Genomic DNA, 21,819 nt, shown 5'->3' on the forward strand with positions numbered 1-21,819 from the left:
TGTCGATCTGCTGCCGGAGCTGCCGCCGATCTATCGCACCAGCGGTAAGGTCGAGTTCAATGAACATGGCTTCACCCTCAACGGTGTGCGCGGCCAGTTCTTGGGCGATAACCTGGCCATCAGTGGCGGCACGCAAAAGGATGGCAGTAGCCAGGTGCGCCTGGAGGGCGCCATCAATATCGACAACCTGCGCAAGCAATACCCCGAGCCCTCGTTGCAGCGCCTGCTGGCGCGCTTCTCGGGCGGCACCCGTTATACCGCTACGGTGCAGGTGCGCCAGCACCAGCCGGAGGTCAGTATCGACTCCAACTTGGCCGGCCTGGGCGTGGACCTGCCGCTACCCTTGCGCAAGGGCGTACAGGATAGCCTGCCGATGCACCTGGACCTGCTGCCCCTGGCCTCGGCCGATCCCTTGATCGAGCGCGAGGAGATGCGTCTGGCGCTGGGATCGAACATCGCTGCGCGCTACGTGCGCGAGCGCGTGGCGGGCAAGGGCAACGACTGGCGCGTGGCCAGCGGCGGCATCGGCTGGAACCAGCCGGCACCGACACCGGCTTCCGGTCTGAAACTGGCGCTGGCCAGCGATAGCCTGGACGTGGACGCCTGGCTGGCGCTGAAGACGGCTCTGACCGGCAAGGAAGCTGGGGCGGGCGGCACTACTCCCAGCCGCCTGGGCAGCAGCGACGTCACGCAATACCTGGAGCCGGACAGCATCTCGGCCCGCCTGGGCGAGTTGACCCTGATGGGCAAGCAGCTCAACAAGCTGGTCCTGGAAGCGGCCCATCGCCGCAATGCATGGCAGATCAATCTGGAGTCGCAACAGGCCTCTGGCAGCGTGACCTGGGAGGACTCGGGCAGTGGCCGCGGCCCTGGCAAGGTGACGGCACGCCTGTCTACGCTGATCATCCCCAAGTCCGCTGCGGCGACCGACACGGCCCAGCCGACGCCGACCTCGGCCAACCAGCACGATGACAACCTGCAGATGCCAGCCTTTGACATCCGCGCCGAGCAGTTCGAGCTGGGCGGCAAGAAGCTGGGACGGCTGGAGCTGGATGCCAGCAATATCCTCACTTCGGTGGGCCGCGAGTGGCGCATCAGCCGCTTGCTGCTGGCCAATCCCGATGCCCAGTTCCGCGCGGCCGGCAACTGGCTCACCTTCGGCAGCAACCACACCTCCAACTTCACCTATGCGCTGGACATTGAGGATGCCGGCAAGCTGCTGGAGCGCTTCGGTTATCCCGGCACCATCCGCGGCGGGCACGGCAAGCTCGACGGCGACCTCAGCTGGAAGGCGCCACCCTATGCGATGGACATGGCCAGCCTGGCCGGCCAGGTGCATATGGATGTGCATTCGGGCCAGTTCCTGAAGGTCGATCCGGGCGCGGCCAAGCTGTTAGGCGTGTTGAACCTGCAGGCACTGCCGCGCCGCTTGACGCTGGACTTCCGCGACGTGTTCTCGCAAGGCTTCGCCTTCGATACCGTGGCCGGCACGGCCAGCATCGCCAAGGGCATCGCCAGTACCGACAACCTCAAGATGACCGGCGTGACGGCCTCGGTGCTCATGAGCGGCTCGGCCGACATCGCCCGCGAAACCCAGGATCTGCATGTGGTGGTGATCCCCGAGATCAACCTCGGCACGGCCTCGGTGGTGGCCATGGCGGTCAATCCGGTGGTGGGCGTGAGCACCTTGCTGGCGCAACTGTTCCTGCGCAATCCGGTGATGAAGTCGCTCAGTTTCGAATACAAGGTGACCGGCCCCTGGAGCGATCCCATCGTGGTCAAGCAGGGCCAGGTCTCGCCGGTGGATGCCGAACGCGCCAAGGAAGTGCTGCAGAAGGGCCAAGAGGGCCAGGAGGGCAAGCCGGGTACGCCGGGCAATGACAGTGCGCCTGCACTGCCGGCCGCGCCGGCTGTCCCTGTGCCATCACGCCGCTCGCCCCAGCCTGGCCCGGTCATCAATTCCGGCGCCTGAAGGCGCTGCGCGTGCGGCCAGGATGGGCGATACTGGCCGTTCCTTTTCTTTTTTTCCGGTCTTGCGGGAGGCAGACATGACCCAGTCATTCAAGGTGGCGGCGCTACAGATGGTCTCCACGCCCGAGGTAGAGCAGAACTTCGGTGCCGCCGCGCGCCTGGTGGCGCAGGCCGCGCAGCAGGGCGCGCAACTGGTGTTGCTGCCCGAGTACTGGCCCATCATGGGCCGCCATGAACGCGACAAGCTGGCCCATGCCGAAGCCGATGGCAGCGGTCCGATCCAGCAACACATGAGCGCATTGGCGCGCGAGCATCGCCTGTGGCTGGTGGGTGGTACACTGCCGCTTCAGTCGGCGGTTTCCGACAAGGTGCTCAATACTTCACTGGTCTATGGGCCAGAGGGCCAGCGGGTGGCGCGTTACGACAAGATCCATTTATTCAATTTCGTGCGAGGTGAAGAAAACTACGATGAAGCCCGCACCATCGAATACGGCAGTGAGGTGCGCAGCTTCGAGGCACCGTTCGGGCGGGTCGGCTTGTCGGTGTGCTACGACCTGCGTTTCCCGGAGCTCTACCGTGCCATGGGCGAGTGCGCCCTGATCGTCATGCCAGCCGCCTTCACCTATACCACCGGCCGCGCCCACTGGGAGTTGCTGCTGCGCGCCCGCGCCATCGAGAACCAATGCTATGTGCTGGCTTCGGCCCAGGGCGGTCAGCATGTCAATGGCCGCCGCACCTGGGGCCACAGCATGTTGGTCGATCCCTGGGGCGAGATCGTTGCGGTGCTGCCGGAGGGGGAGGGAATTGTGATCGGCGACATTGACCCCCATCGTCTACAATATGTTCGAGAATGTTTACCGGCGCTACGCCACCGCAAGCTTTGACCCTTTTGCCTTCCGACGAGACGCTATGAAATTATTTGAACCCAACATGGGCGCCCTGCAAGTGGCGCGCGACGTACTGCTGACTCCCTTCGGCCTGGACGAATCCAAGCTGCTCAAGGCCTTGGACAGCATGTTCACGCACAAGGTGGATTACGCCGACCTCTATTTCCAGTTCACCAAGAGCGAAGGCTGGAGCCTGGAAGAGGGCATCGTCAAGACCGGCAGCTTTTCCATCGACCAGGGCGTGGGCGTGCGCGCCGTGTCGGGCGACAAGACCGCGTTCTCTTATTCCGACGAAATCTCCGAATCGGCCCTGATGGACGCCGCTGCCGCGACCCGCACCATCGCCCGCCAGGGCAGCGGCAAGATCAAGGTGGCCGGCGCCATGACCCAGGCCGGTGGCCGTGCGCTGTACCTGCCGCACGATCCGCTGACCTCGCTGGACGCTACTGCCAAGGTGCAGTTGCTGGAGCGCCTGGAGCGCATCGCTCGCGCCAAGGATCCGCGCGTCAAGCAGGTCATGGCCAGCCTCTCCGGTGAATACGACGTGGTGCTGGTGGCGCGCGCTGATGGCGTACTGGCGGCGGACATCCGCCCGCTGGTGCGGGTCGCGGTAACCGTGATCGTCGAGCAGAACGGTCGTCGCGAGATGGGCGGCAGTGGTGGTGGTGGTCGTTACGATTACGCGTATTTCTCCGACGCCCTGCTGGAACACTATGCCTCCGAGGCGGTGGCGGCCGCCCTGGTCAATCTGGACTCGCGCCCGGCCCCGGCCGGCCCGATGACGGTGGTGCTCGGCCCCGGCTGGCCCGGCGTGCTGCTGCACGAAGCCATCGGCCACGGTCTGGAAGGCGACTTCAATCGCAAGGGTTCCTCCGCCTTCTCCGGTCGTATCGGCGAGCGTGTGGCGGCCAAGGGCGTGACCGTGGTCGATGACGGCACCATCGCCGACCGTCGCGGTTCGCTCAACATGGATGATGAAGGCAACCCGACCCAGTGCACCACGCTCATCGAAGACGGCATCCTCAAGGGCTACATCCAGGACACCATGAACGCCCGTCTGATGAAGATGGACGTGACCGGTAACGCCCGCCGCGAATCCTTCGCCCACCTGCCCATGCCGCGCATGACCAACACCTACATGCTGGGCGGCGACAAGGATCCGGGCGAGATCCTGGCCTCGGTCAAGAACGGCTTGTATGCGGTCAACTTCGGTGGCGGTCAGGTCGACATCACCAGCGGCAAGTTCGTCTTCTCTGCCAGCGAAGCCTACATGATCGAGGATGGCAAGATCACCTACCCGGTCAAGGGCGCCACCTTGATCGGCAATGGGCCTGACGTGCTCAACCGCGTCTCCATGATCGGCAACGACATGCGCCTGGACGCGGGTGTAGGTGTGTGTGGCAAGGAAGGTCAGAACTTGCCGGTCGGTGTGGGCCAGCCGACCTTGCGCCTGGATGGCGTGACCGTGGGCGGCACTGCCTGATCGATGATCGATTGGCTGTTGTGCGCAGTCGCTTGCATGAAAAACGCCGGTGTCAACGCCGGCGTTTTTTTTCATTTCAGGACGCTGCAGAAGCCCGGAAAAAGCCTATGAGAGGCATGTGCTCAGATCAAATATTCACTTTTTTTGCAGGATAGCCACAGGGGAAGAGGGCGGTAGGTTTGAACAAGGCTTGCATGGCCTCTGATTTTTTGTTGCGTTAATGTGGTTTTAAATCATTGTGTGTACATTAAATCGTCATTTAATATGACTTATGTGGATAATATATGCATTTTCACTGCAACGCCCGATTTCCATGTTGAAGCTTGCCAAAGCCCCTGATTTGTAGCACTATGAATGCCTGCTTCACTTAACCCATGACCCCAGACATGTCTTTCGTCCGCGCTTATTTTTATTTTTACTTTAGCTATTCCAGCCCCACGGCGGTGAAAAGCGGTAAGCGTTCGTAAAAAGACAAAACCGAATTTCCTAAAAAACCGCCAGTGATGGCGGTTTTTTTTTGGTCAAGTTCCCAGCTGAATAACTGCAGCACTCCAGGAGAAAAAAATGCCGCGCACTGACGATCTTCGCATCCGAGAAATGAAAGAACTGGTCCCCCCCTCGCATCTCATCCGCGAATTCGCCTGCACCGAAAAGGTCGAACGCACCACCGCGGAAGCCCGCACTGCGCTGCATCGCATCCTGCACGGCCAGGATGACCGCCTGATGGTCGTCATCGGCCCCTGCTCCATCCACGACACCAAGGCCGCCATGGAATATGCGCGCCGCCTGGTGGTGGAGCGTGAGCGCCACAAGAACGAACTGGAAATCGTCATGCGCGTCTACTTCGAAAAGCCGCGCACTACGGTGGGCTGGAAGGGCTTGATCAACGACCCCTACATGGACAACAGCTTCCGCATCAACGATGGGCTGCGCGCGGCCCGCGAACTGCTGTTGAACATCAACGAGCTGGGCCTGCCGGCCGGTACCGAATTCCTGGACGTGATCAGCCCGCAATACATCGCCGACCTGATCAGCTGGGGCGCCATCGGTGCCCGTACCACCGAATCGCAGGTGCACCGCGAACTGGCTTCTGGCCTGTCCTGCCCGGTGGGCTTCAAGAACGGCACCGACGGCAACGTCAAGATCGCCGTGGACGCCATCAAGGCTGCTTCGCAGCCGCACCATTTCCTGTCGGTGACCAAGGGTGGCCACTCGGCCATCGTCTCCACCGCCGGCAACGAGGATTGCCACATCATCCTGCGCGGCGGCAAGCAGCCCAACTATGATGCTCCCAGCGTGGACGCAGCCTGCCAGGATATCGCCAAGAGCGGCCTGGCAGCGCGTCTGATGATCGATGCTTCGCACGCCAACAGCTCCAAGAAGCCGGAAAACCAGATCCCGGTCTGCGCCGACATCGGCCGCCAGATTGCCGGTGGTGATAGCCGTATCGTCGGCGTGATGGTGGAATCGCATCTGGTTGCCGGCCGCCAGGATCTGGTGCCGGGCAAGGAATTGACTTATGGCCAGTCCATCACCGATGGCTGCATTAACTGGGAAGAGAGTCTGCAAGTACTGCAAGGCTTGGCGGATTCGGTCAAGCAGCGCCGTTTGGTGGGGGATGAGCGGGATGCGGCTTGAGGGTGGTCGTTGGTGAGAGATTGACGCGCCGGTGCTTGCTGGTGTGAGATAGTGAACAAAGCCTTGGTGGGAGCCAGGGCTTTGTTGTTTAGGGACGAGGTCTCCAGCCGAATCAGGACAATACCGCATCTTCCGGTCTGTCCTTGCAAGCTTGATCGGTGTTGTCATTTATAACGATGCCCGAGTTCGCGTCGAAATAGGTTCCATCGTACATGTCACCGTTATATAGCAAGGCATAAATCAGTTTCCGCTTCAACTGGCCCTTGAGTTTAAACGTAGGTGCTCGACAGGAACCATTCGAGTGAAGATGTGTGTCCAGGTACCTGCTGATGGCCTCGTCGTCACCCTTGTAGAACACCAAGATATCCCAGCCGATGAATCTGATGGGGCTGTCGCTTTCGTTATGGAAGTCTCGTTCTGTCTGCTCTATCAGCGGGCCCTCTCCGGCGCTAGTGCTGGCTTTGAGAATGCGATGTTGCACATAGCATTCGCCACACGCATAGCGAACATAGAACACCTCGATTGAAACGTTGGGGGGCGATAGCGGAATAGGATAATAAAGTACCGCAATAGCGCCCACCAAAGCGAACAACGCAGCAAAGCCCATACGCCGGATTTGTTTAGGAAGCTGTTTCATTGAGATAGCTTCTCCTCGTCTAGTGCCATTCTTTGTAATGTCAGCCGAACCAGTTGGCCGTTCTTGAAGATAGCCCGCTCTCCATGCCGGTAGTCCTGCTCTTTGTCGGTGGTTTTGGCACCGTTGATATTTGGTGCTATGTTTGTCGTATGCCCGATCACAGCAGACTTGGTTTTTCCGGCCGAGTAAAGTCGCCGGGAGAAGTCGGCCGCAATGTTGTTTTCGTCTTTCGGATGTTTCGCTGTCTGGCAACCGTGGATTTCTACCTTGGCGTTTTCTGTGAACTTACTGAATTTCACTTTGCCGAGGTAACTGCGCGGAAATGACCTGTTATGAAAGATGTATCGGTACCAACGGAAATTATTCAGCCCTCCGTCGCGGTCACTACGTACTGAAACCATGTAGAAGTGTTCTGGCCCCCCATGGGTGAACAAGTCCAATGAGCGAATACTGTTGTCTTCTTGACCGTTAAGCGCAGCCAATAAGTCGCTGGCCGATTCGATTTTTTTGGAGATGACTTCGTACTTGTTCTGGTCACGGGCTTTGTAGTCTTTGACTACTTTGCGCACAGTCCATTCAAAGGTGAAGTTGTCATTCGTTTTATAAGCGCCACCCCACAGCAACAGGCGAACCTTTCGCTTGTAAGGCAATGGCACAATCGAGCCCTTTTCGTGATTAGTCTTGACCTTTGCCCCCATCATCCCTCCCGTATTTTTGTTTCTGCATCCTCGCCGAACCAGACGCTCAGTTCCTCCGGGTGATAGGTCACGACCCGTTCGCATAGACCATTGGCATCGGTGTACCCGCTGTAAGTAGTTCCGTCCGGGGCTTCAATGTAATAGGCCAGATCGGGTATGGGTTCGCCGGTCTTGTCATCGATGGCACGCACTTGTTCATCCGGGCTTTCTTCTGTGAGATGCTCAGGTCCAAACTTTGGTAGCCAGTCGCCTTGGGTTGTTTGATAAAAATTGATCGTGACTGCTTCACCGCTCGCATTGCCCACGCCATCAACCTCATTGAGCGTAGAAAGCAATGGACACCCAGCACTCGTCTTCATCCCATGAATCACGCGTGCGCGTCCATTGGTGAGCGTAGAGCGCGCAAATCCATCAGCAATGACACAGTCCTTACGACAGGCCACGCGAGCACCTTGAAATGCATAAGCACGCCCATGGCTGATGCAAGTCTGGTCACCCTCAATCACCGTCCCGCCGCAGGCCGCTTTATCGCCATAGCGAATCCAACCGATGATCTTCATACCTGCTCCCTCGTCGGGGCCTGGTAGGCTGAGCCTAGTGTGGCCAACGCATGGGAGCCCTTCACCGGGCGCTTGTCGATATAGGCTAAAAAATCGGCTGCCCGGAGCCGCCCATCAGATTCCGTGTATTCCATTTTTGCTCCTTCCATCAGTCGATGGCGGTTGCCCAAACATCCCATCAGCGCTCACAGAAGAAGTGCTGACGTTTTTGGGTGGAAGGAGTCTAAATTTGGCAAGCGGTCAACCCGCTTGCCCTTAAGCATCAGCCACAGTTTTTCGAATAACTCCAAGGTACCCCCAAAAAACAAACGCGGCAAAAGCCGGCGTCGCAGGTACCGCAGGGGTAAATGCCCCGTATCAATCACGGAAGTTGTTGAACTCCAGCGGAATATCCTTGATCTCCTTGCGCAGCAGCGCGATGGCTGCCTGCAGGTCATCGCGCTTGGCGCCAGTGATGCGCACGGCGTCGCCCTGGATGCTGGCTTGCACTTTCATCTTGCTATCCTTGATGACGCGCACGATCTTCTTGGCATCGTCACTTTCGATGCCATTCTTCACCTTGATCACCTGCTTGACCTTGTCGCCGCCGATCTTCTCGATCTTGCCTTCGTCCAGGAAGCGCACATCGACGTTGCGCTTGGTCATCTTGTTGGTCAGTACGTCGCGCACCTGGCTGAGCTGAAAGTCCGAGTCGGCATAGGCGGTCAGTTCGCGCTCCTTTTGCTCGACGCGGGCGTCAGTGCCCTTGAAGTCGAAGCGGGTGGAGATTTCCTTGTTGGCCTGGTCCACGGCGTTCTTGACTTCCACCAGGTTGGCTTCGCAGACGGTATCGAATGAGGGCATGGCTTGTTCCTTATGTTCTTGCAGCCGGCGAAGGCCGGCGTCTGAGCCGTGATTTTAACGGAGTGGCGCGCCAGCCGCCATCGCCGGGCCGCTGACAGCGGATTTGCCGTGTGTGAGGGATATAATCCCAGCCCTATGAGCACTTCTTCACTTCCCGTCCAGTACGACGTTTCCCTGCGCACCCTCAATACCTTCGGTATCGAGGCGCTGGCCCATGCCTACCTGCCCGTCGAGGGCATCGAGTCCCTCCACGCGTTGCGCCAGGATGCCGCCCTGATGGCCCTGCCGCGCCTGGTGCTGGGTGGCGGCAGCAACCTGCTGCTGACACAAGACTTCAGCGGGCTGGTGTTGCATATGCAGGGTAGGGGCATAGAAATCACCGGCGAGGATGAAAACTTCACCTACGTGCGCGCCGCCGCCGGGGAGAACTGGCACGCTTTCGTCCAGTGGACGCTGCAACAGGGCCTGGGTGGGCTGGAGAATCTTTCACTCATCCCCGGTAGCGTCGGTGCCGCACCGATCCAGAACATCGGTGCCTACGGCATCGAAATCAAGGACCGCTTCCATAGCCTGCGCGCCTTCGACCTGGTCAGCGGCGAACTGTTGACGCTGGACCGCGACGCTTGCCGCTTCGGCTACCGTGACAGCATCTTCAAGCATGAGCTGCGCGAGCGCGCCGTGGTGCTGGAGGTCAGCTTCGCCCTGCCCAAGCGCTGGCAAGCCAATGCCAACTACGCCGACGTTGCCCAGGCCTTGCAGCAGCGCGGCATCACCGAACCCGGCCCGCGGGACATCGCCGAGGCCGTCATCGCCATCCGTACCCACAAGCTGCCCGATCCCGCCAAGATCGGCAACGCCGGCAGCTTCTTCAAGAATCCCATCGTGCCGGCCCGCCTGCGCGATACGCTGCTGGCGCAATATGCCAACCTGGTCAGCTATCGCGTCGATGATGACCACTACAAGCTGGCCGCCGGCTGGCTGATCGACCGTTGCGGGTGGAAGGGCAAGAGCATCGGGCGTGCAGGGGTATATGAACAACAGGCACTGGTGCTGGTCAACCGGGGCGGCGCCACCGGGGCTGAGGTGGCCAGGCTGGCCCAGGCGATACAGGATGACGTGAAGGAAAAGTTCGGCGTGCAGCTGGAGCCGGAACCGGTCTTCATCTAGGCAGGCTCAAACGTGAAGACGTAAAAAAGCCGTCCAGTATCGCTACTGGACGGCTTTTTTGTTGAAACTCGGTCAGATCAGCCGAAGTGGCAGACGTAATCCAGGGTCTCGGTGACTTCGATATCGAAGCTGGAATTGCCCGGCACGCTGAAGGTGGTGCCTGCAGCATAGGTGTTCCAGGCTTCTTCACCCTGCAGACGCACGCGGCAGCTGCCGCCGTTGATTTCCATGATTTCCGGCGCGCCGGTATTGAAGGTCAGGCTGGCAGGCAGGATCACGCCCAGGGTCTTCTTGCTGCCATCGGCCAACAGCACGGTGTGCGAGACACACTTGCCGTCGAAGTAGACGTTGCCCTTTTTCAGGACGGTGACGTTGTCGAATTGAGTGCTCATCGAATCGCTTCCATTAAACGGTAAAGGTGAATCCAGCAGGAATTACTTTTCGTCGCGGCCCAAGAGCGGCAACGACACGGCAGTGCTGGAGTCCAGCAGACCAGTGTTCTGGTAGATCGCCAGCTTCTGACGGGTATCGGCGATGTCCAGGTTGCGCATGGTCAGCTGGCCGATGCGGTCGATGGCCGAGAAGCTGCCTTCGCCCTTTTCCATGGTCAGGCGTTCCGGGTGGTAGGTCAGGTTGGGCGACTCGGTGTTGAGGATCGAATAGTCATTGCCGCGACGCAGTTCCACCGTCACTTCGCCGGTGATGGCGCGTGCCACCCAGCGCTGGGCGGTTTCGCGCAGCATGATGGCCTGCGAATCGAACCAGCGGCCTTGGTACAGCAGGCGGCCCAGTTTGCGGCCGTTGTCGCGGTACTGTTCGATGGTGTCTTCATTGTGAATGCCGGTGACCAGGCGCTCGTAGGCGATGAACAGCAGGGCCAGGCCCGGGGCTTCGTAGATGCCGCGGCTCTTGGCTTCGATGATGCGGTTTTCGATCTGGTCGCTCATGCCCAGGCCATGGCGGCCACCGATGCGGTTGGCTTCCAGGATCAGCTCGGTCATGCTGGCGAAGGTCTTGCCGTTGAGCGCCACCGGACGGCCTTCTTCGAAGCGCACGGTGACGGTCTCGGCCTTGACTTCCACGTCATCGCGCCAGAACGCCACGCCCATGATGGGCTGCACGATCTTGATGCCGCTGTTGAGGTATTCCAGGTCCTTGGCTTCGTGGGTCGCGCCCAGCATGTTGGAGTCGGTCGAGTAGGCCTTTTCCACCGACATCTTGTAGTCGAAACCAGACTTGATCATGAACTCGGACATTTCCTTGCGGCCGCCCAGTTCGTCGATGAAGGTGTTGTCCAGCCAGGGCTTGTAGATCTTCAGGTTGGGGTTCACCAGCAGGCCGTAGCGGTAGAAGCGCTCGATGTCGTTGCCCTTGTAGGTGCTGCCGTCGCCCCAGATGTCGACATTGTCTTCACGCATGGCAGCCACCAGCATGGTGCCGGTCACGGCGCGGCCCAGCGGGGTGGTGTTGAAGTAGGTCACACCGGCGGTGGAGATGTGGAAGGCGCCGCTTTGCAGCGCAGCGATGCCTTCGTTGGCCAGTTGTTCGCGGCAATCGATCAGGCGTGCCTGCTCGGCGCCGTATTGCATGGCCTTCTTGGGGATGGCGTCATAGTCCGGCTCATCCGGCTGGCCCAGGTTGGCGGTGTAGGCGTAGGGGACGGCGCCCTTCTGGCGCATCCAGGTCAGCGCGGCGCTGGTATCGAGGCCGCCGGAGAAGGCGATGCCGACTTTTTGATTGACCGGGACGGATTGCAGGATGTTGGACATGATCTTGACGTTGCGATGAAGTGAATTGTTGAGCGTGATTCTTGCGGTACGACGATGGGGCAGGGCGGTCTTACTCGAAGCGGCCGTGCACCAGGTATTCGAGCAGGGCCTTCTGCACATGCAGGCGGTTTTCCGCTTCTTCCCAGACCACCGATTGCGGGCCATCGATCACCTCGGCGGCCACTTCCTCGCCACGGTGGGCGGGCAGGCAGTGCATGAAGAGCGCATCTTGCTTGGCGCGCGCCATCTTGGCCTGGTCCACGATCCAGCCATCGAAGGCCTTCAGGCGGGCATTGTTCTCGGCCTCGTAGCCCATGCTGGTCCACACGTCGGTGGTGACCAGATCGGCATCCTGGCAGGCATCGGCCGGATCGGCGAAGAAGGTGTAGTGCTGGTTGCCCGGCGAGACCTGCGCCGGATCGATGTCGTAGCCCTTGGGGGTGGAGACGTTGACGTGGAAGCCAAACACCTCGGCCGCCTGCAGCCAGGAATAGAGCATGTTGTTGGCGTCACCGACCCAGGCCACGATCTTGCCCTGGATGCTGCCGCGATGTTCGATGTAGGTGAACACATCGGCCAGCACCTGGCAGGGATGCTGCTCGTTGGTCAGACCGTTGATGACCGGCACGCGCGAATGCTTGGCAAAGCGCTCGATGATCTCCTGGCCGTAGGTACGGATCATGATCACGTCGCACATGCGCGACATCACCTGGGCCGCATCCTCCACCGGTTCGCCGCGGCCAAGCTGGCTGTCGCGGGTGTTGAGGTAGATCGCCGCGCCGCCCATCTGGTGCATCCCGGCCTCGAAGGAGAGGCGGGTGCGGGTCGAGTTCTTTTCGAACACCATCACCAGGGTACGATCGGCCAGCGTGTGATGGGGCTCGTAATTCTTGAACTTACGTTTGATCACACGGGAACGTTCGATCACGTACTCGTATTCATCAAGCGTAAAGTCGGAAAACTGAAGGTAGTGTTTGATTGCCATAAATAAAAACGGCGGCCAGTGTGGCGCCTGCCGCCGATAGTCGTTAACTCCTTAGATTATAAGGGATTCGGCTTAAAAAGATACCTGCAGTACTTGCTGCAAAGAAACTGTGGCTGGCGGCCAGTGTGGGCTTGAGGCCCGGCTTGCACGGAAGAAAAATTCATATCTCAAATTCCTTTGAGTCACGCACAGAAAGATTTCGAAAAGAAATTCCATTTTTATCGAGGTATTCCCGCTATTTCCATCGCGTCAGTAAATGGCATCTCATAAATGAGAATTATTTTCATTTGTCGCTCTAGAATCGGCGCCTTTCAATTCCCTGAAAGGAAACGCCGCCATGTCGCATTCGCAAATCCATCGCTCCCGTCCCGTGCTGCGCACTTTGCCTGCGGCGCTGATGGCGGCCTTATGTACGCTACCGGTACAGGCTGCCGAGGGCGGCGCCGAGCGCGAGGATAACCAAGCCCCGCGCCTGCCTGCGGTCGAAGTGCGCGGCCAGCGCAACCACGCTGATCCGCGCCCCGGTCCGCTGGGTAGTGCCACCCGTACCGCCACCGATCCGCGCGAGGTGCCGCAGACCTTGCAGGCGGTCGAGGTCGAGCAGGTCAAGGCCTATGGCGGGCGCGGGCTGGCGGCGGCGCTGGCGGGTGTGCCGGGTATTTCCAATGTCTCTGACACGCGTTTCGATGCGTTTCGCATCCGGGGTTTTTCCAATGCCGGAGACACGCTGCTCGACGGGATGCGCGACGATGCACAATATGTGCGCAGCCTGGGCAACATCGAGCGTATCGAGATCCTCAAGGGGCCGGCGGCGGTGCTGTATGGACGGGGCAGTGGCGGCGGCGTCATCAACCGCATCAGCAAGGAGCCCGGGCGTGAGGCCTTCAGCCAAGCCAGCCTCACCTGGGGTAGCTATGGCCTGCAAGGCGGGGCCATCGACTGGAATCGTCCACTGGGCGAGCAATGGGCCCTGCGTATCAATGCCGGGCGCGAGCATGAGGCGAATTTCCGCAACGAAGTGCGCGGCACACGCCAGTACTTTGCACCGACCCTGAAGTGGGAGTCCGGCCGCGACAGCTGGCTGCTGCAAGCCAATTACGATGAATTCGAACGCACCCCCGACCGCGGCGTGCCGGCGCGGGTGACTGCTCTCACCCACAACGCTACGGCCAGTGCCTATGCCTTGCCGGTGGCGTCCGATCGCAGCTTCTTCGGCGCTGCCGGGCGCGACTTCATCCGCGACAGCAGTCTGAGCCTACGCTCGACCATTACGCGCGCCATTGCGGCCGACTGGAGTGTGCGACAAGTCGTGAGCGTCTTCGATCTCAACAGCGACTTCGACAATACCTTCGTCAGCCAGCCCTTCGTCAGTGCCGGGCGTAATCTGCGCGGCGTGCAGCGCAGTCGCTTCCTGCAGAACCTGCAACATCGCAACGTACAGGCCAACCTGGAAGTGCTGGGCACGCTGGCCGCAGGCGGGATGCAGCATCAGTTGCTGGCCGGGGCCGAATATGGCTGGCAAAAGCGCGAGCCGCGCCTGTGGATGGGCTCGGCAATACCGGTGTCGTTGATCAATCCCGACAATCGCAACAATATCGGTTCCATGCCCGAGCCCTGGCAGATGAACTATCACAAGGTCAACACCACCGGCTTGTATGCGCAAGACCAGATCGAGTTGGGCGCGCATTGGAAAGTACTGGCCGGGCTGCGTTGGGACCACTTCGAGGTCGATTCGCACATCCGCTTGAGCAAGCTGTGCAGCGAGCGTTCTACCAATGCCTTGAGCCCACGCATCGGCGCCGTGTGAGAAGCGCTGCCGGATCAGCACTTATATGCCTCCTAGAGCAAGACATATGCATCGGTTGGCGGCGATGTGATCGGCATCACTCCGGGCGCCAGCGGCAATGCCACCGACTTGGGGCAGCAGTTCAGCCGGCAACTGGAAGTCGGGGTCAAGAGCGACTGGTTGCAGCGCAGGATCAGCACCACCCTGGCCTGGTTCCAACTGGAACTGTATACCCGCACCGTGCCCGATCCGGTGCAACCGGGCGTGTTCAGCCAGACCGGGCAGGAACGCAATCGTGGCATCGAATTGAGCGTGGCCGGGGAACTGGCACCCCACTGGTTCCTGCGCGGCGGCTGGACGCACCAGAATTCCAGGTGTGCAGGCCGAAGCGCAATTCACCGGCAAGCGGCCATCGGGTGTCTCGGCGCGCAATGGCAGCCTGTTTGTCTCCTACGCACCGCCACAGGGCTGGTTCGGCGAGACCGGCGTAGTGGTCGAAGGCGCGCGCTTTGCTGATCGCGACAACCTGCTGGAATTGCCCGGCTATGCACGCTGGGATGCCTTGCTGGGCTATCGTCTGGAGCGTGCCGAATTCACGCTGGCAGCCACCAACCTGACCAACCGTCGCCACTATGCCAGCGCCACCGGCGTCTCCCAGATCGTGCCGGGCGCCCCGCGGGCGCTGGTGTTGACGGCAGCCTACAAGTTCTGAGGCAGGGCGGGATCAGTACAAGGTCTGCGCGGACTCATGCACCAGTTGCGCATACAACTGGTGCCGCAGCGCGGCGATCTGGCTCGCCTGCACCGCTTCCAGCACGGCGCAGCCGGGCTCGTTGAGATGGTGGCAGTTGTAGAAGCGGCATTTGCCGAGATACGGAGCAAAGTCGCGGAAGGCGCGTTCCAGCATCCCTTCGGAGAGCTGGTAAAGGCCGAACTCCTGGAAGCCCGGTGAATCGATGATGCTGGCTTCCTGCTCCATCTGGTACAGCCGGGTGAAGGTGGTGGTGTGCTTGCCGGTATCGAGCGCAGCTGAAATCTCGCGGGTGGCGATGTCGGCGTCCGGCACGATCAGGTTGATGATGGATGACTTGCCCATGCCCGACTGGCCGATCAGGATGGTACTTTTGCCGGCCAACAGCGGCAGGAAGGCTTCGCGCGTCTGCTCCGGGTGGGCCTTGGCCGAGACTTCATGCACCGGATAACCCAGGCGCGCATAGACTTGCAGGCGCTCGCGTGTCTTCGGCAGGGCGTCGCTGATGTCGGTCTTGTTGAGGATCAGGTGTGCCGCTACGCCGGCCGACTCGGCCGCCACCAGCGAGCGCGAGACCAGGTCGTCCGAAAAGCTCGGTTCGGTGGCCACCACGATGAAGAGTTGATCCACATTGGCCGCCAGCAGCTTGGACTTGTACTGGTCGGAGCGATACAGCAGGGTCTTGCGCTCATCGATGGCTTCGATCACACCCTGGTCGGCCGAGGTGCGCGCCAGGCGGATGCGGTCGCCCACGGCGACGTCGCTCTTCTTGCCACGGGTGACGCAATTCAATTTTTGTTCACCTGCCTGCACCAGGTAGTGACGTCCGTGGGCGGCAATGACCAGCCCCTGTTCCAGCTCGGCCCGGCCTTCGGCCGATCCCGCCCGTGCGCCGCGCGCGCCTTGCTTGCGGACTCCCATCAGGCGTTGGCGCGCTGGGCGAAGATAACGTCGATCTTGGCTGCGCAGATGAAGTCATTGGCCGACAAGCCGCCACGGCCTTGATTGACGCTATGGGTATCGAACTTCACCTGACAACGGTTATAGGTGACCACCAGTTCCGGGTGATGGTCTTCGGCGTGGATGATCCAGGCCATCGCGTTGACGAAGGCCAAGGTCTGGTAATAGTTGCTGAAGGCAAACGTGCGTGCCAGCTTGCCATCGTCGATCTTCCAGTCGGGCAGGGCGGCCAGATGGCTGGCGATGGCGGCCTCATCGAGGGCCTCGATGGGCTGGATGCAGCGGGCAGCGGCGAGGGTGCTTGCGGTGATGCTCATGGGGTTCTCCTGGGCGGGATAGTTCATCTATCCCTGCCTGAATGTGAATACGATGTAAAAATCAGTGACTGCCGGCGGCGGCGGGCGCGACCGGCCTGGCCGCCATCGCCCCATGCAGATGCTGGATGCGCAGCGATGCCGGCGGGTGCGAGTCGTAGAAGGCCGAGTGCAGCGGATCGGGGGTGAGCGTGGAGGCGTTGTCTTCGTACAGCTTGACCAGCGCCGAGACCAGATCCTGGGCATGGGTATGCTGGGCCGCAAAGGCATCGGCCTCGAACTCGTGCTTGCGCGACGACAGCGAAGACAGCGGCGAGAGCAGGAAGGTGAAGATCGGCAGCACCAGCATGAACAGGATCAGCGCCATTGCATCGTTGCTGCCCATGAGCAGGGGTTCCACCCCCAGCCCGGTATAGAACCAGGCCTGGCCCTTGAGGTAGCCCAGCAAGGCCAGGAAGGCCAGCGACAGCGTGAACATCACCACCACCCGCTTGAGGATGTGCTTGAGCTTGAAGTGGCCCAGTTCATGGGCCAGCACGGCTTCGATCTCCTGCGGCGCCAGGCGCGCCAGCAGGGTATCGAAGAAGACGATGCGCTTGCCCGAACCAAAGCCGGAGAAATAGGCGTTGCCATGCGCGCTGCGCTTGGAACCATCCATCACGAACAGGCCTTTGGAAGCGAAACCGACGCGCTGCATCAGACCCTCGATGCGGCTGCGCAGGCTGTCATCCTCCAGCGCGGTGAACTTGTTGAACAGCGGCGCGATGAAACTGGGATAGATCACCAGCATGAGCAACTGGAAGGCGCACAGCACGATCCAGGTATAGAGCCACCAGAGCGCCCCGGTTTTTTCCATCAGGGTCAGCACCACCCACAGCAGCGGCAGGCCGATCACGGCGCCCAGCAGGGTTTGCTTGGCCATGTCGCTGAAGAACAGTGCGCGGCTCATCTTGTTGAAGCCGAAACCGGCTTCCAGCTTGAACTGGCGGTAATAGTCCAAGGGCAGATCGACCGCCCCCGAGATGATCCCAAAGCCGGCCACCAGTGCGATCTGGTAGATCATGCCGGGCCCGCCGGTCCAGCCCAGCAGTAGACTGGAGAGCGCTTGCAGGCCGCCCAGCAGGGTAAAGCCGATCAGCACCGCGGCATTGATCGCCAGCGTCACCAGGCCGAACTTGGTGCGCGCCACCGTGTAGTCGGCCGCTTTCTGGTGGGCCGACAGCGGGATCTTCTCGGCGAACTCGGCCGGGACCGCAGCGCGATGGGCGATGACATGGCGGATGTGGCGCGAGGCCAGCCAGAAGCGTACTCCCAGGCTGATGGCCAGGAACACGACGAACAAAACCGAAAACGAAAGTGAAGACATGCTTTCCCTGTGCGAAAATGGCGAACGTTCATGGCTCAAGTCCTCTACCGCCCGGTCGGGCGCCGCTGGCAGGACTGAACGCCTTGCCGCCCGGCGTCCGCCAGGCGAGAACCCAGCAATGGAACCATGCAGAAGATGGGGAGTATTCCCCATCCCGTCAATAAGGAAGAATTATGTCACAAGCCCCCGCCGCGCCTGTCCGCCCCAACGAAATGAACCTGGTCTGGGTCGATATGGAAATGACCGGCCTGGACCCGGACAAGGACCGCATCATCGAAGTGGCCGTGGTGGTTACCGATGCTGAACTCAATGTGCTGGGCGAAGGCCCGGTGCTGGCCATCCACCAGTCCGACGAACTGCTGGACGGCATGGATGCCTGGAACAAGGGCACCCACGGCCGTTCCGGCCTGATCGATCGGGTCAAGGCCTCGACCGTCACCGAAGCCGATGCCGAACAGCAGATCATCGCCTTCCTGAAGCAATACGTCCCGGCCGGCAAATCGCCCATGTGCGGCAATTCCATCTGCCAGGACCGCCGCTTCATGGTGCGCGGGATGCCCAAGCTGGAAGAGTTCTTCCACTATCGCAACCTGGATGTGTCCACCCTCAAGGAACTGTGCAAGCGCTGGAAGCCGGAAATCGCCACCGGTTTCAAGAAGCGCCAGATGCACACGGCCCTGGCCGATATCCTGGAATCGATCGAAGAGCTGAAGTACTACCGCGAGCACTTCATCAAGGAGTAAGGCTTTAAGGCTTATACCGGGCTGGCTCTTGGTAAAACCAGCCCGATATGAAAGAAAAAGGCGCGCCCGGCAACTGGCGCGCCTTTTTCATGGTGCCTGGTGAATTATTCTTCCGAGTTGCCCGACTCGCCAGAGTCGGCAGAGTCGGCAGAGTCGGCGCCACAGCACTTCTTGTATTTCTTGCCGCTGCCGCAAGGGCAGGGATCGTTGCGGCCGGTCTTGGGCGCATCGCGCTGCACCTGTTCCACTGCCGACTTGCGCTTGGGCGCCCAGTAGCGGTGGATGTGCGGGATGGCGGCTTCGATCTCGATGGCTAGCTTGTGGGTCTTGATGGGGTCATCGATGAGCTTGGTTTCTTCCTCTTCCAGCTCGTCCGAACCCAGCAGGTAGATCGGGCGCATCAGCGGCGCCAGGTTGGAGTGGAAGATTTCATCCCACTGCGCCGCGCGCAACTGGATGCCTTCCCAGAAGCCCCAGGCCCAGGCTTCGGCATCCAGCAGGGGCTTGCCTTCGTGCTCGCGCTCGCAGAACAGCGGTTCATATTCCTTGGGCGCAACTTCGAAGGTGATGGCGATTTCATTCATGCTGCGCGCGATCAAGCTGGTGATGCGCTCGGCTTCCTTGCCGTTCTTGAACTTGGGCGTATCTTCGGGGCGGCTGCCCCAGACCCGCGGCAACCATTCGGCCATCAGCACTTCCTGCGGACCGATGGCCAGGGCCGTCAGGTAGCCATGCAGGGTGTCCATGGTCATCACATCGTCGGCGCAGCGATCGGAGAGGAGAAAATCGTCGAGTTCGTCGAACTCGGCGTCGGAAAGGGGCTGGTCGAGATGCATGATGGTTCCAATGACAGATACTAAAGGCGAGAGTGTAAAGGCATTGCGCCGGGGGCGCGAGTGTTGTCGGGCTTGGCGCTGCCATCTGAGCGACAGTACGACAGTACAATACGCGCATGAAACCTGCCGCCCCCGCCCCCGACCCGTCCGACGACGCCACTTCCTTCGCCACCCTCTCGCCCGACACCGTGCTCGATGCCCTCGACGCCCTGGGCCTGTATGGCGATGGCCGGCTGCTGGCCCTGAACAGTTACGAAAACCGCGTCTACCAGGTCGGCATGGAAGACGGCCCGCCGCTGGTGGCCAAGTTCTACCGTCCCTTGCGCTGGACGGATGAGCAGATCCTGGAAGAACACGCCTTTTCGCAGGAGTTGGCCGACGAAGAAGTGCCGGTAGTGCCGGCCATGCGCCTGGACAATGGCGCTACGCTGCATCGTCATGCCGGGTTTCGCTTCGCCGTTTTCCGCCGCCACGGTGGCCGCGCCCCCGAGCTGGACGATGCCGACACCCTGGAACGCCTGGGCCGCTTCATCGGCCGCATCCATGCCGTGGGGATGCGCCGCCCCTTTGTCGCGCGCCCGGCGCTGGACATCGCCACCTTCGGCGAAGAACCACGCGATTGGCTGCTGGCGCATGACTTCATCCCCGCCGAATTGTTGAACGCCTACCGCAGCACCGTGGACCAGGCGCTGGACGGCGTGCGCCAGTGCTACCAGCGCGCCGGCCACAGCCGTCAGTTGCGCCTGCATGGCGACTGCCACGTCGGCAATGTGCTGTGGACCGACGCCGGCCCCCATTTCGTGGATTTCGACGACAGTCGCAGCGGGCCTGCGGTGCAAGACCTGTGGATGCTGTTGTCGGGCGAACGCGCCGAGATGGCGCGTCAATTGGGCGATCTATTGACTGGATATGAAAGTTTCTGCGAATTCGATCCGCGCGAACTCAACCTGCTCGAAGCCTTGCGTACCCTGCGCCTGATCCATTACAGCGCCTGGCTGGCGCGGCGCTGGAATGATCCCGCCTTCCCGGTGGCCTTTCCCTGGTTCGGCAGCGTGCGCTACTGGCAAGACCGCATCCTCGAATTGCGCGAGCAGGTGGCCTTGATGCAGGAAGCGCCATTTGCCTGGTAGTGGTCCGCTCCCAAAATGCATAATTGACTCGCATTTTGTTTTGAGGCTTGAATCTTCTCATCCTGCGAGTGGATTGTGTTTGGAGATGTTGTTTTGAAAAATCATCAATACTACTCGCTTACCGGCTTTTGACGAATATCAAAACCGGCCTGATCCCTTTTGTTATGTTGGAAAGCAACGCGACAGGGTGCTGCATGACGATCTGACGATCTGACGGTTCCCTGTCCTCATGCTTCATTCAATAAGGTCAAAAGGGGGCCGATATGCTGGGGATCACGAAACTTTCCATTGGTGCGCGTCTATACGGGGTCTCGGGGCTGCTCATTGCAGCCTTGAGCGCGCTGGCCATCACCTCATGGGTGCAACTGTCGCAGGTCAACCAGCTGGCGCATCGCGTCGGCGAGGTCCGCGTCACTCAACTGGCCCTCATCGCCAGTACCGAACTGAACCTGACCCGGGTCATGGTGGACTTGCGCCAGGCCTTGCTGGTCAAGGATGCCGCGCAGATCCGTGCAGCGCTGACCGATGTCGATGCCATGCGCAAGCAGATCACCGACAACGACAATGCCTATCTCAAGGATGTGCCCACCCAGGAAGGACGGGATGCTTTCGATCGTAACTGGCTCAAGCTGCAGCAAGTCACCTGGCCGGTGGCCGAGGCCAACATGGCGCTCATCCGCGACGGTCGCACCGATGACGCCATGGCCATGCTGATGCAGAAGACCGCACCCGCCTTCGCTCCGCTGCAAAAGTGGCTCAGCGAAGAGCGTGCGCGCCAGGGCAGTTCGGTCGGGCAGGAAGTGCTCGACATCGGTAACTCGGCCAATCTGATGCGGATGCAGTTGACCTCGCTGGTGGTGGTCATTGCCATTGGACTGAGCCTGTTCTCCTGGTATATCGGACGGGTGTTGCGCAGCCGCGTGGTGCAGTCGCAGCAGGTGGCGCAGCGGGTCAAGGACGGCGACTTCACGGTCGATGTGCGCGATGAGGCCCGTGATGAATTCAGCCCCCTGTTGTACACCCTGGGCGAGATGCAGACTTCCCTGACCGGTGTGGTGCGCAGCGTGCGCGGCAACGCGGAATACGTAGCCACGGCCAGCGCCGAGATTTCCAAGGGCAACAACGACCTGGCGCAACGCACCGAATCGCAGGCCTCGGCCCTGGAAGAGACCGCTGCCTCGATGGAAGAACTGAGCACTACCGTCACCCAGAACGTGGAAAGCGCGCGCGAAGCCGACAGCCTCACCAAGGCCGCCAGCGATATCGCCAGGAAGGGCGGCGAGGTGTCTCGAAAT

19 protein-coding genes and 1 pseudogene are annotated in these 21,819 nt (G+C 60.8%); 9 read left to right on the top strand and 11 right to left on the bottom strand.

The features are described 5' to 3' along the window. The 4 genes from I5W_RS21965 to aroG form a co-directional block, all read left to right on the top strand. Positions 1–1,972, top strand: a 1,972-nt coding sequence (locus tag I5W_RS21965) for a YhdP family phospholipid transporter (RefSeq protein WP_044530833.1), incomplete at its 5' end; no start/stop codon positions are given. 76 nt (positions 1,973–2,048) lie between these two features. Continuing rightward, a complete protein-coding gene (locus I5W_RS21970; RefSeq protein ID WP_044530847.1) occupies positions 2,049–2,855 on the top strand; it encodes a carbon-nitrogen hydrolase family protein in 807 nt (268 codons plus the stop codon). A gap of 25 nt (positions 2,856–2,880) precedes the next feature. Beyond that, positions 2,881–4,341, top strand: a complete 1,461-nt coding sequence (gene tldD / locus I5W_RS21975; protein ID WP_017453673.1) for a metalloprotease TldD — start codon at positions 2,881–2,883, stop codon at positions 4,339–4,341. Between the two features lie 564 nt (positions 4,342–4,905). Beyond that, positions 4,906–5,979: a 3-deoxy-7-phosphoheptulonate synthase AroG gene (gene aroG / locus I5W_RS21980; protein WP_044530834.1), complete on the top strand. Its 1,074-nt coding sequence runs from the start codon at positions 4,906–4,908 to the stop codon at positions 5,977–5,979. Positions 5,980–6,091: 112 nt separating this feature from the next. Here the strand turns inward: aroG and I5W_RS21985 are convergent, their stop codons facing one another. The 4 genes from I5W_RS21985 to I5W_RS22000 form a co-directional block, all read right to left on the bottom strand. Beyond that, positions 6,092–6,616, bottom strand: a complete 525-nt coding sequence (locus I5W_RS21985; protein ID WP_252717171.1) for a hypothetical protein — start codon at positions 6,614–6,616, stop codon at positions 6,092–6,094. Continuing rightward, positions 6,613–7,317 carry a hypothetical protein gene (locus I5W_RS21990; RefSeq protein ID WP_044530835.1) on the bottom strand — a complete coding sequence of 235 codons (705 nt, stop codon included), beginning with the start codon at positions 7,315–7,317 and terminating at the stop codon, positions 6,613–6,615. The genes I5W_RS21985 and I5W_RS21990 overlap by 4 nt, the downstream gene beginning before the upstream one ends. Then, on the bottom strand, positions 7,314–7,874 hold the full coding sequence (locus tag I5W_RS21995; protein WP_044530836.1) for a PAAR domain-containing protein: 561 nt from the start codon (positions 7,872–7,874) through the stop codon (positions 7,314–7,316). The genes I5W_RS21990 and I5W_RS21995 overlap by 4 nt, the downstream gene beginning before the upstream one ends. 357 nt (positions 7,875–8,231) lie before the next feature. Then, positions 8,232–8,717 (bottom strand): YajQ family cyclic di-GMP-binding protein, encoded by a 486-nt coding sequence (locus I5W_RS22000; RefSeq protein WP_013233444.1) that lies wholly within the window; start codon positions 8,715–8,717, stop codon positions 8,232–8,234. Positions 8,718–8,852: 135 nt separating this feature from the next. On the opposite strand from I5W_RS22000, the gene murB reads away from it, so the two are divergent. Further along, positions 8,853–9,884, top strand: a complete 1,032-nt coding sequence (gene murB / locus I5W_RS22005) for a UDP-N-acetylmuramate dehydrogenase (RefSeq protein ID WP_044530837.1) — start codon at positions 8,853–8,855, stop codon at positions 9,882–9,884. A 77-nt stretch (positions 9,885–9,961) separates the two neighbouring features. On the opposite strand, the gene ppnP is transcribed toward murB, so the two are convergent. The 3 genes from ppnP to argF form a co-directional block, all read right to left on the bottom strand. Continuing rightward, a complete protein-coding gene (ppnP, locus tag I5W_RS22010; protein WP_044530838.1) occupies positions 9,962–10,276 on the bottom strand; it encodes a pyrimidine/purine nucleoside phosphorylase in 315 nt (104 codons plus the stop codon). Between the two features lie 42 nt (positions 10,277–10,318). After that, entirely contained in the window at positions 10,319–11,653 is a 1,335-nt protein-coding gene (gene argG / locus I5W_RS22015; RefSeq protein WP_044530839.1) for an argininosuccinate synthase, read from the bottom strand. Between the two features lie 70 nt (positions 11,654–11,723). Further along, positions 11,724–12,638 (bottom strand): ornithine carbamoyltransferase, encoded by a 915-nt coding sequence (gene argF / locus I5W_RS22020; protein WP_044530840.1) that lies wholly within the window; start codon positions 12,636–12,638, stop codon positions 11,724–11,726. Positions 12,639–12,975: 337 nt separating this feature from the next. On the opposite strand from argF, the pseudogene I5W_RS22025 reads away from it, so the two are divergent. Then, positions 12,976–15,136, top strand: a pseudogene (locus I5W_RS22025) (TonB-dependent receptor). 12 nt (positions 15,137–15,148) lie between these two features. On the opposite strand, the gene rsgA reads toward I5W_RS22025, so the two are convergent. From rsgA to I5W_RS22040, 3 genes are all read right to left on the bottom strand, one after another. Continuing rightward, positions 15,149–16,096, bottom strand: coding sequence for a ribosome small subunit-dependent GTPase A (gene rsgA / locus I5W_RS22030; protein ID WP_044530841.1), 948 nt, complete (start codon positions 16,094–16,096; stop codon positions 15,149–15,151). Further along, on the bottom strand, positions 16,096–16,452 hold the full coding sequence (locus tag I5W_RS22035) for a 4a-hydroxytetrahydrobiopterin dehydratase (RefSeq protein ID WP_044530842.1): 357 nt from the start codon (positions 16,450–16,452) through the stop codon (positions 16,096–16,098). The genes rsgA and I5W_RS22035 overlap by 1 nt, the downstream gene beginning before the upstream one ends. 61 nt (positions 16,453–16,513) lie before the next feature. Continuing rightward, positions 16,514–17,815: a M48 family metallopeptidase gene (locus I5W_RS22040; RefSeq protein WP_044530843.1), complete on the bottom strand. Its 1,302-nt coding sequence runs from the start codon at positions 17,813–17,815 to the stop codon at positions 16,514–16,516. 173 nt (positions 17,816–17,988) lie between these two features. On the opposite strand from I5W_RS22040, the gene orn reads away from it, so the two are divergent. Next, the gene (gene orn, locus I5W_RS22045; protein ID WP_008326970.1) at positions 17,989–18,558 is read left to right on the top strand and encodes an oligoribonuclease; all 570 of its coding nucleotides are present in this window, start codon (positions 17,989–17,991) and stop codon (positions 18,556–18,558) included. A 104-nt stretch (positions 18,559–18,662) separates the two neighbouring features. Here orn and I5W_RS22050 read toward each other — a convergent pair whose 3' ends face one another. Then, positions 18,663–19,394, bottom strand: coding sequence for a UPF0149 family protein (locus I5W_RS22050; RefSeq protein ID WP_044530844.1), 732 nt, complete (start codon positions 19,392–19,394; stop codon positions 18,663–18,665). Positions 19,395–19,510: 116 nt separating this feature from the next. On the opposite strand from I5W_RS22050, the gene I5W_RS22055 reads away from it, so the two are divergent. Both I5W_RS22055 and I5W_RS22060 read left to right on the top strand, forming a co-directional pair. Further along, on the top strand, positions 19,511–20,524 hold the full coding sequence (locus I5W_RS22055) for a serine/threonine protein kinase (protein WP_044530845.1): 1,014 nt from the start codon (positions 19,511–19,513) through the stop codon (positions 20,522–20,524). 263 nt (positions 20,525–20,787) lie between these two features. After that, positions 20,788–21,819 (top strand): methyl-accepting chemotaxis protein (locus I5W_RS22060; RefSeq protein ID WP_044530846.1); only part of this gene is annotated, 1,032 nt, incomplete at its 3' end.

This window comes from Herbaspirillum sp. B65 (assembly GCF_000333555.1).
GTDB lineage: Bacteria > Pseudomonadota > Gammaproteobacteria > Burkholderiales > Burkholderiaceae_D > Herbaspirillum > Herbaspirillum rubrisubalbicans.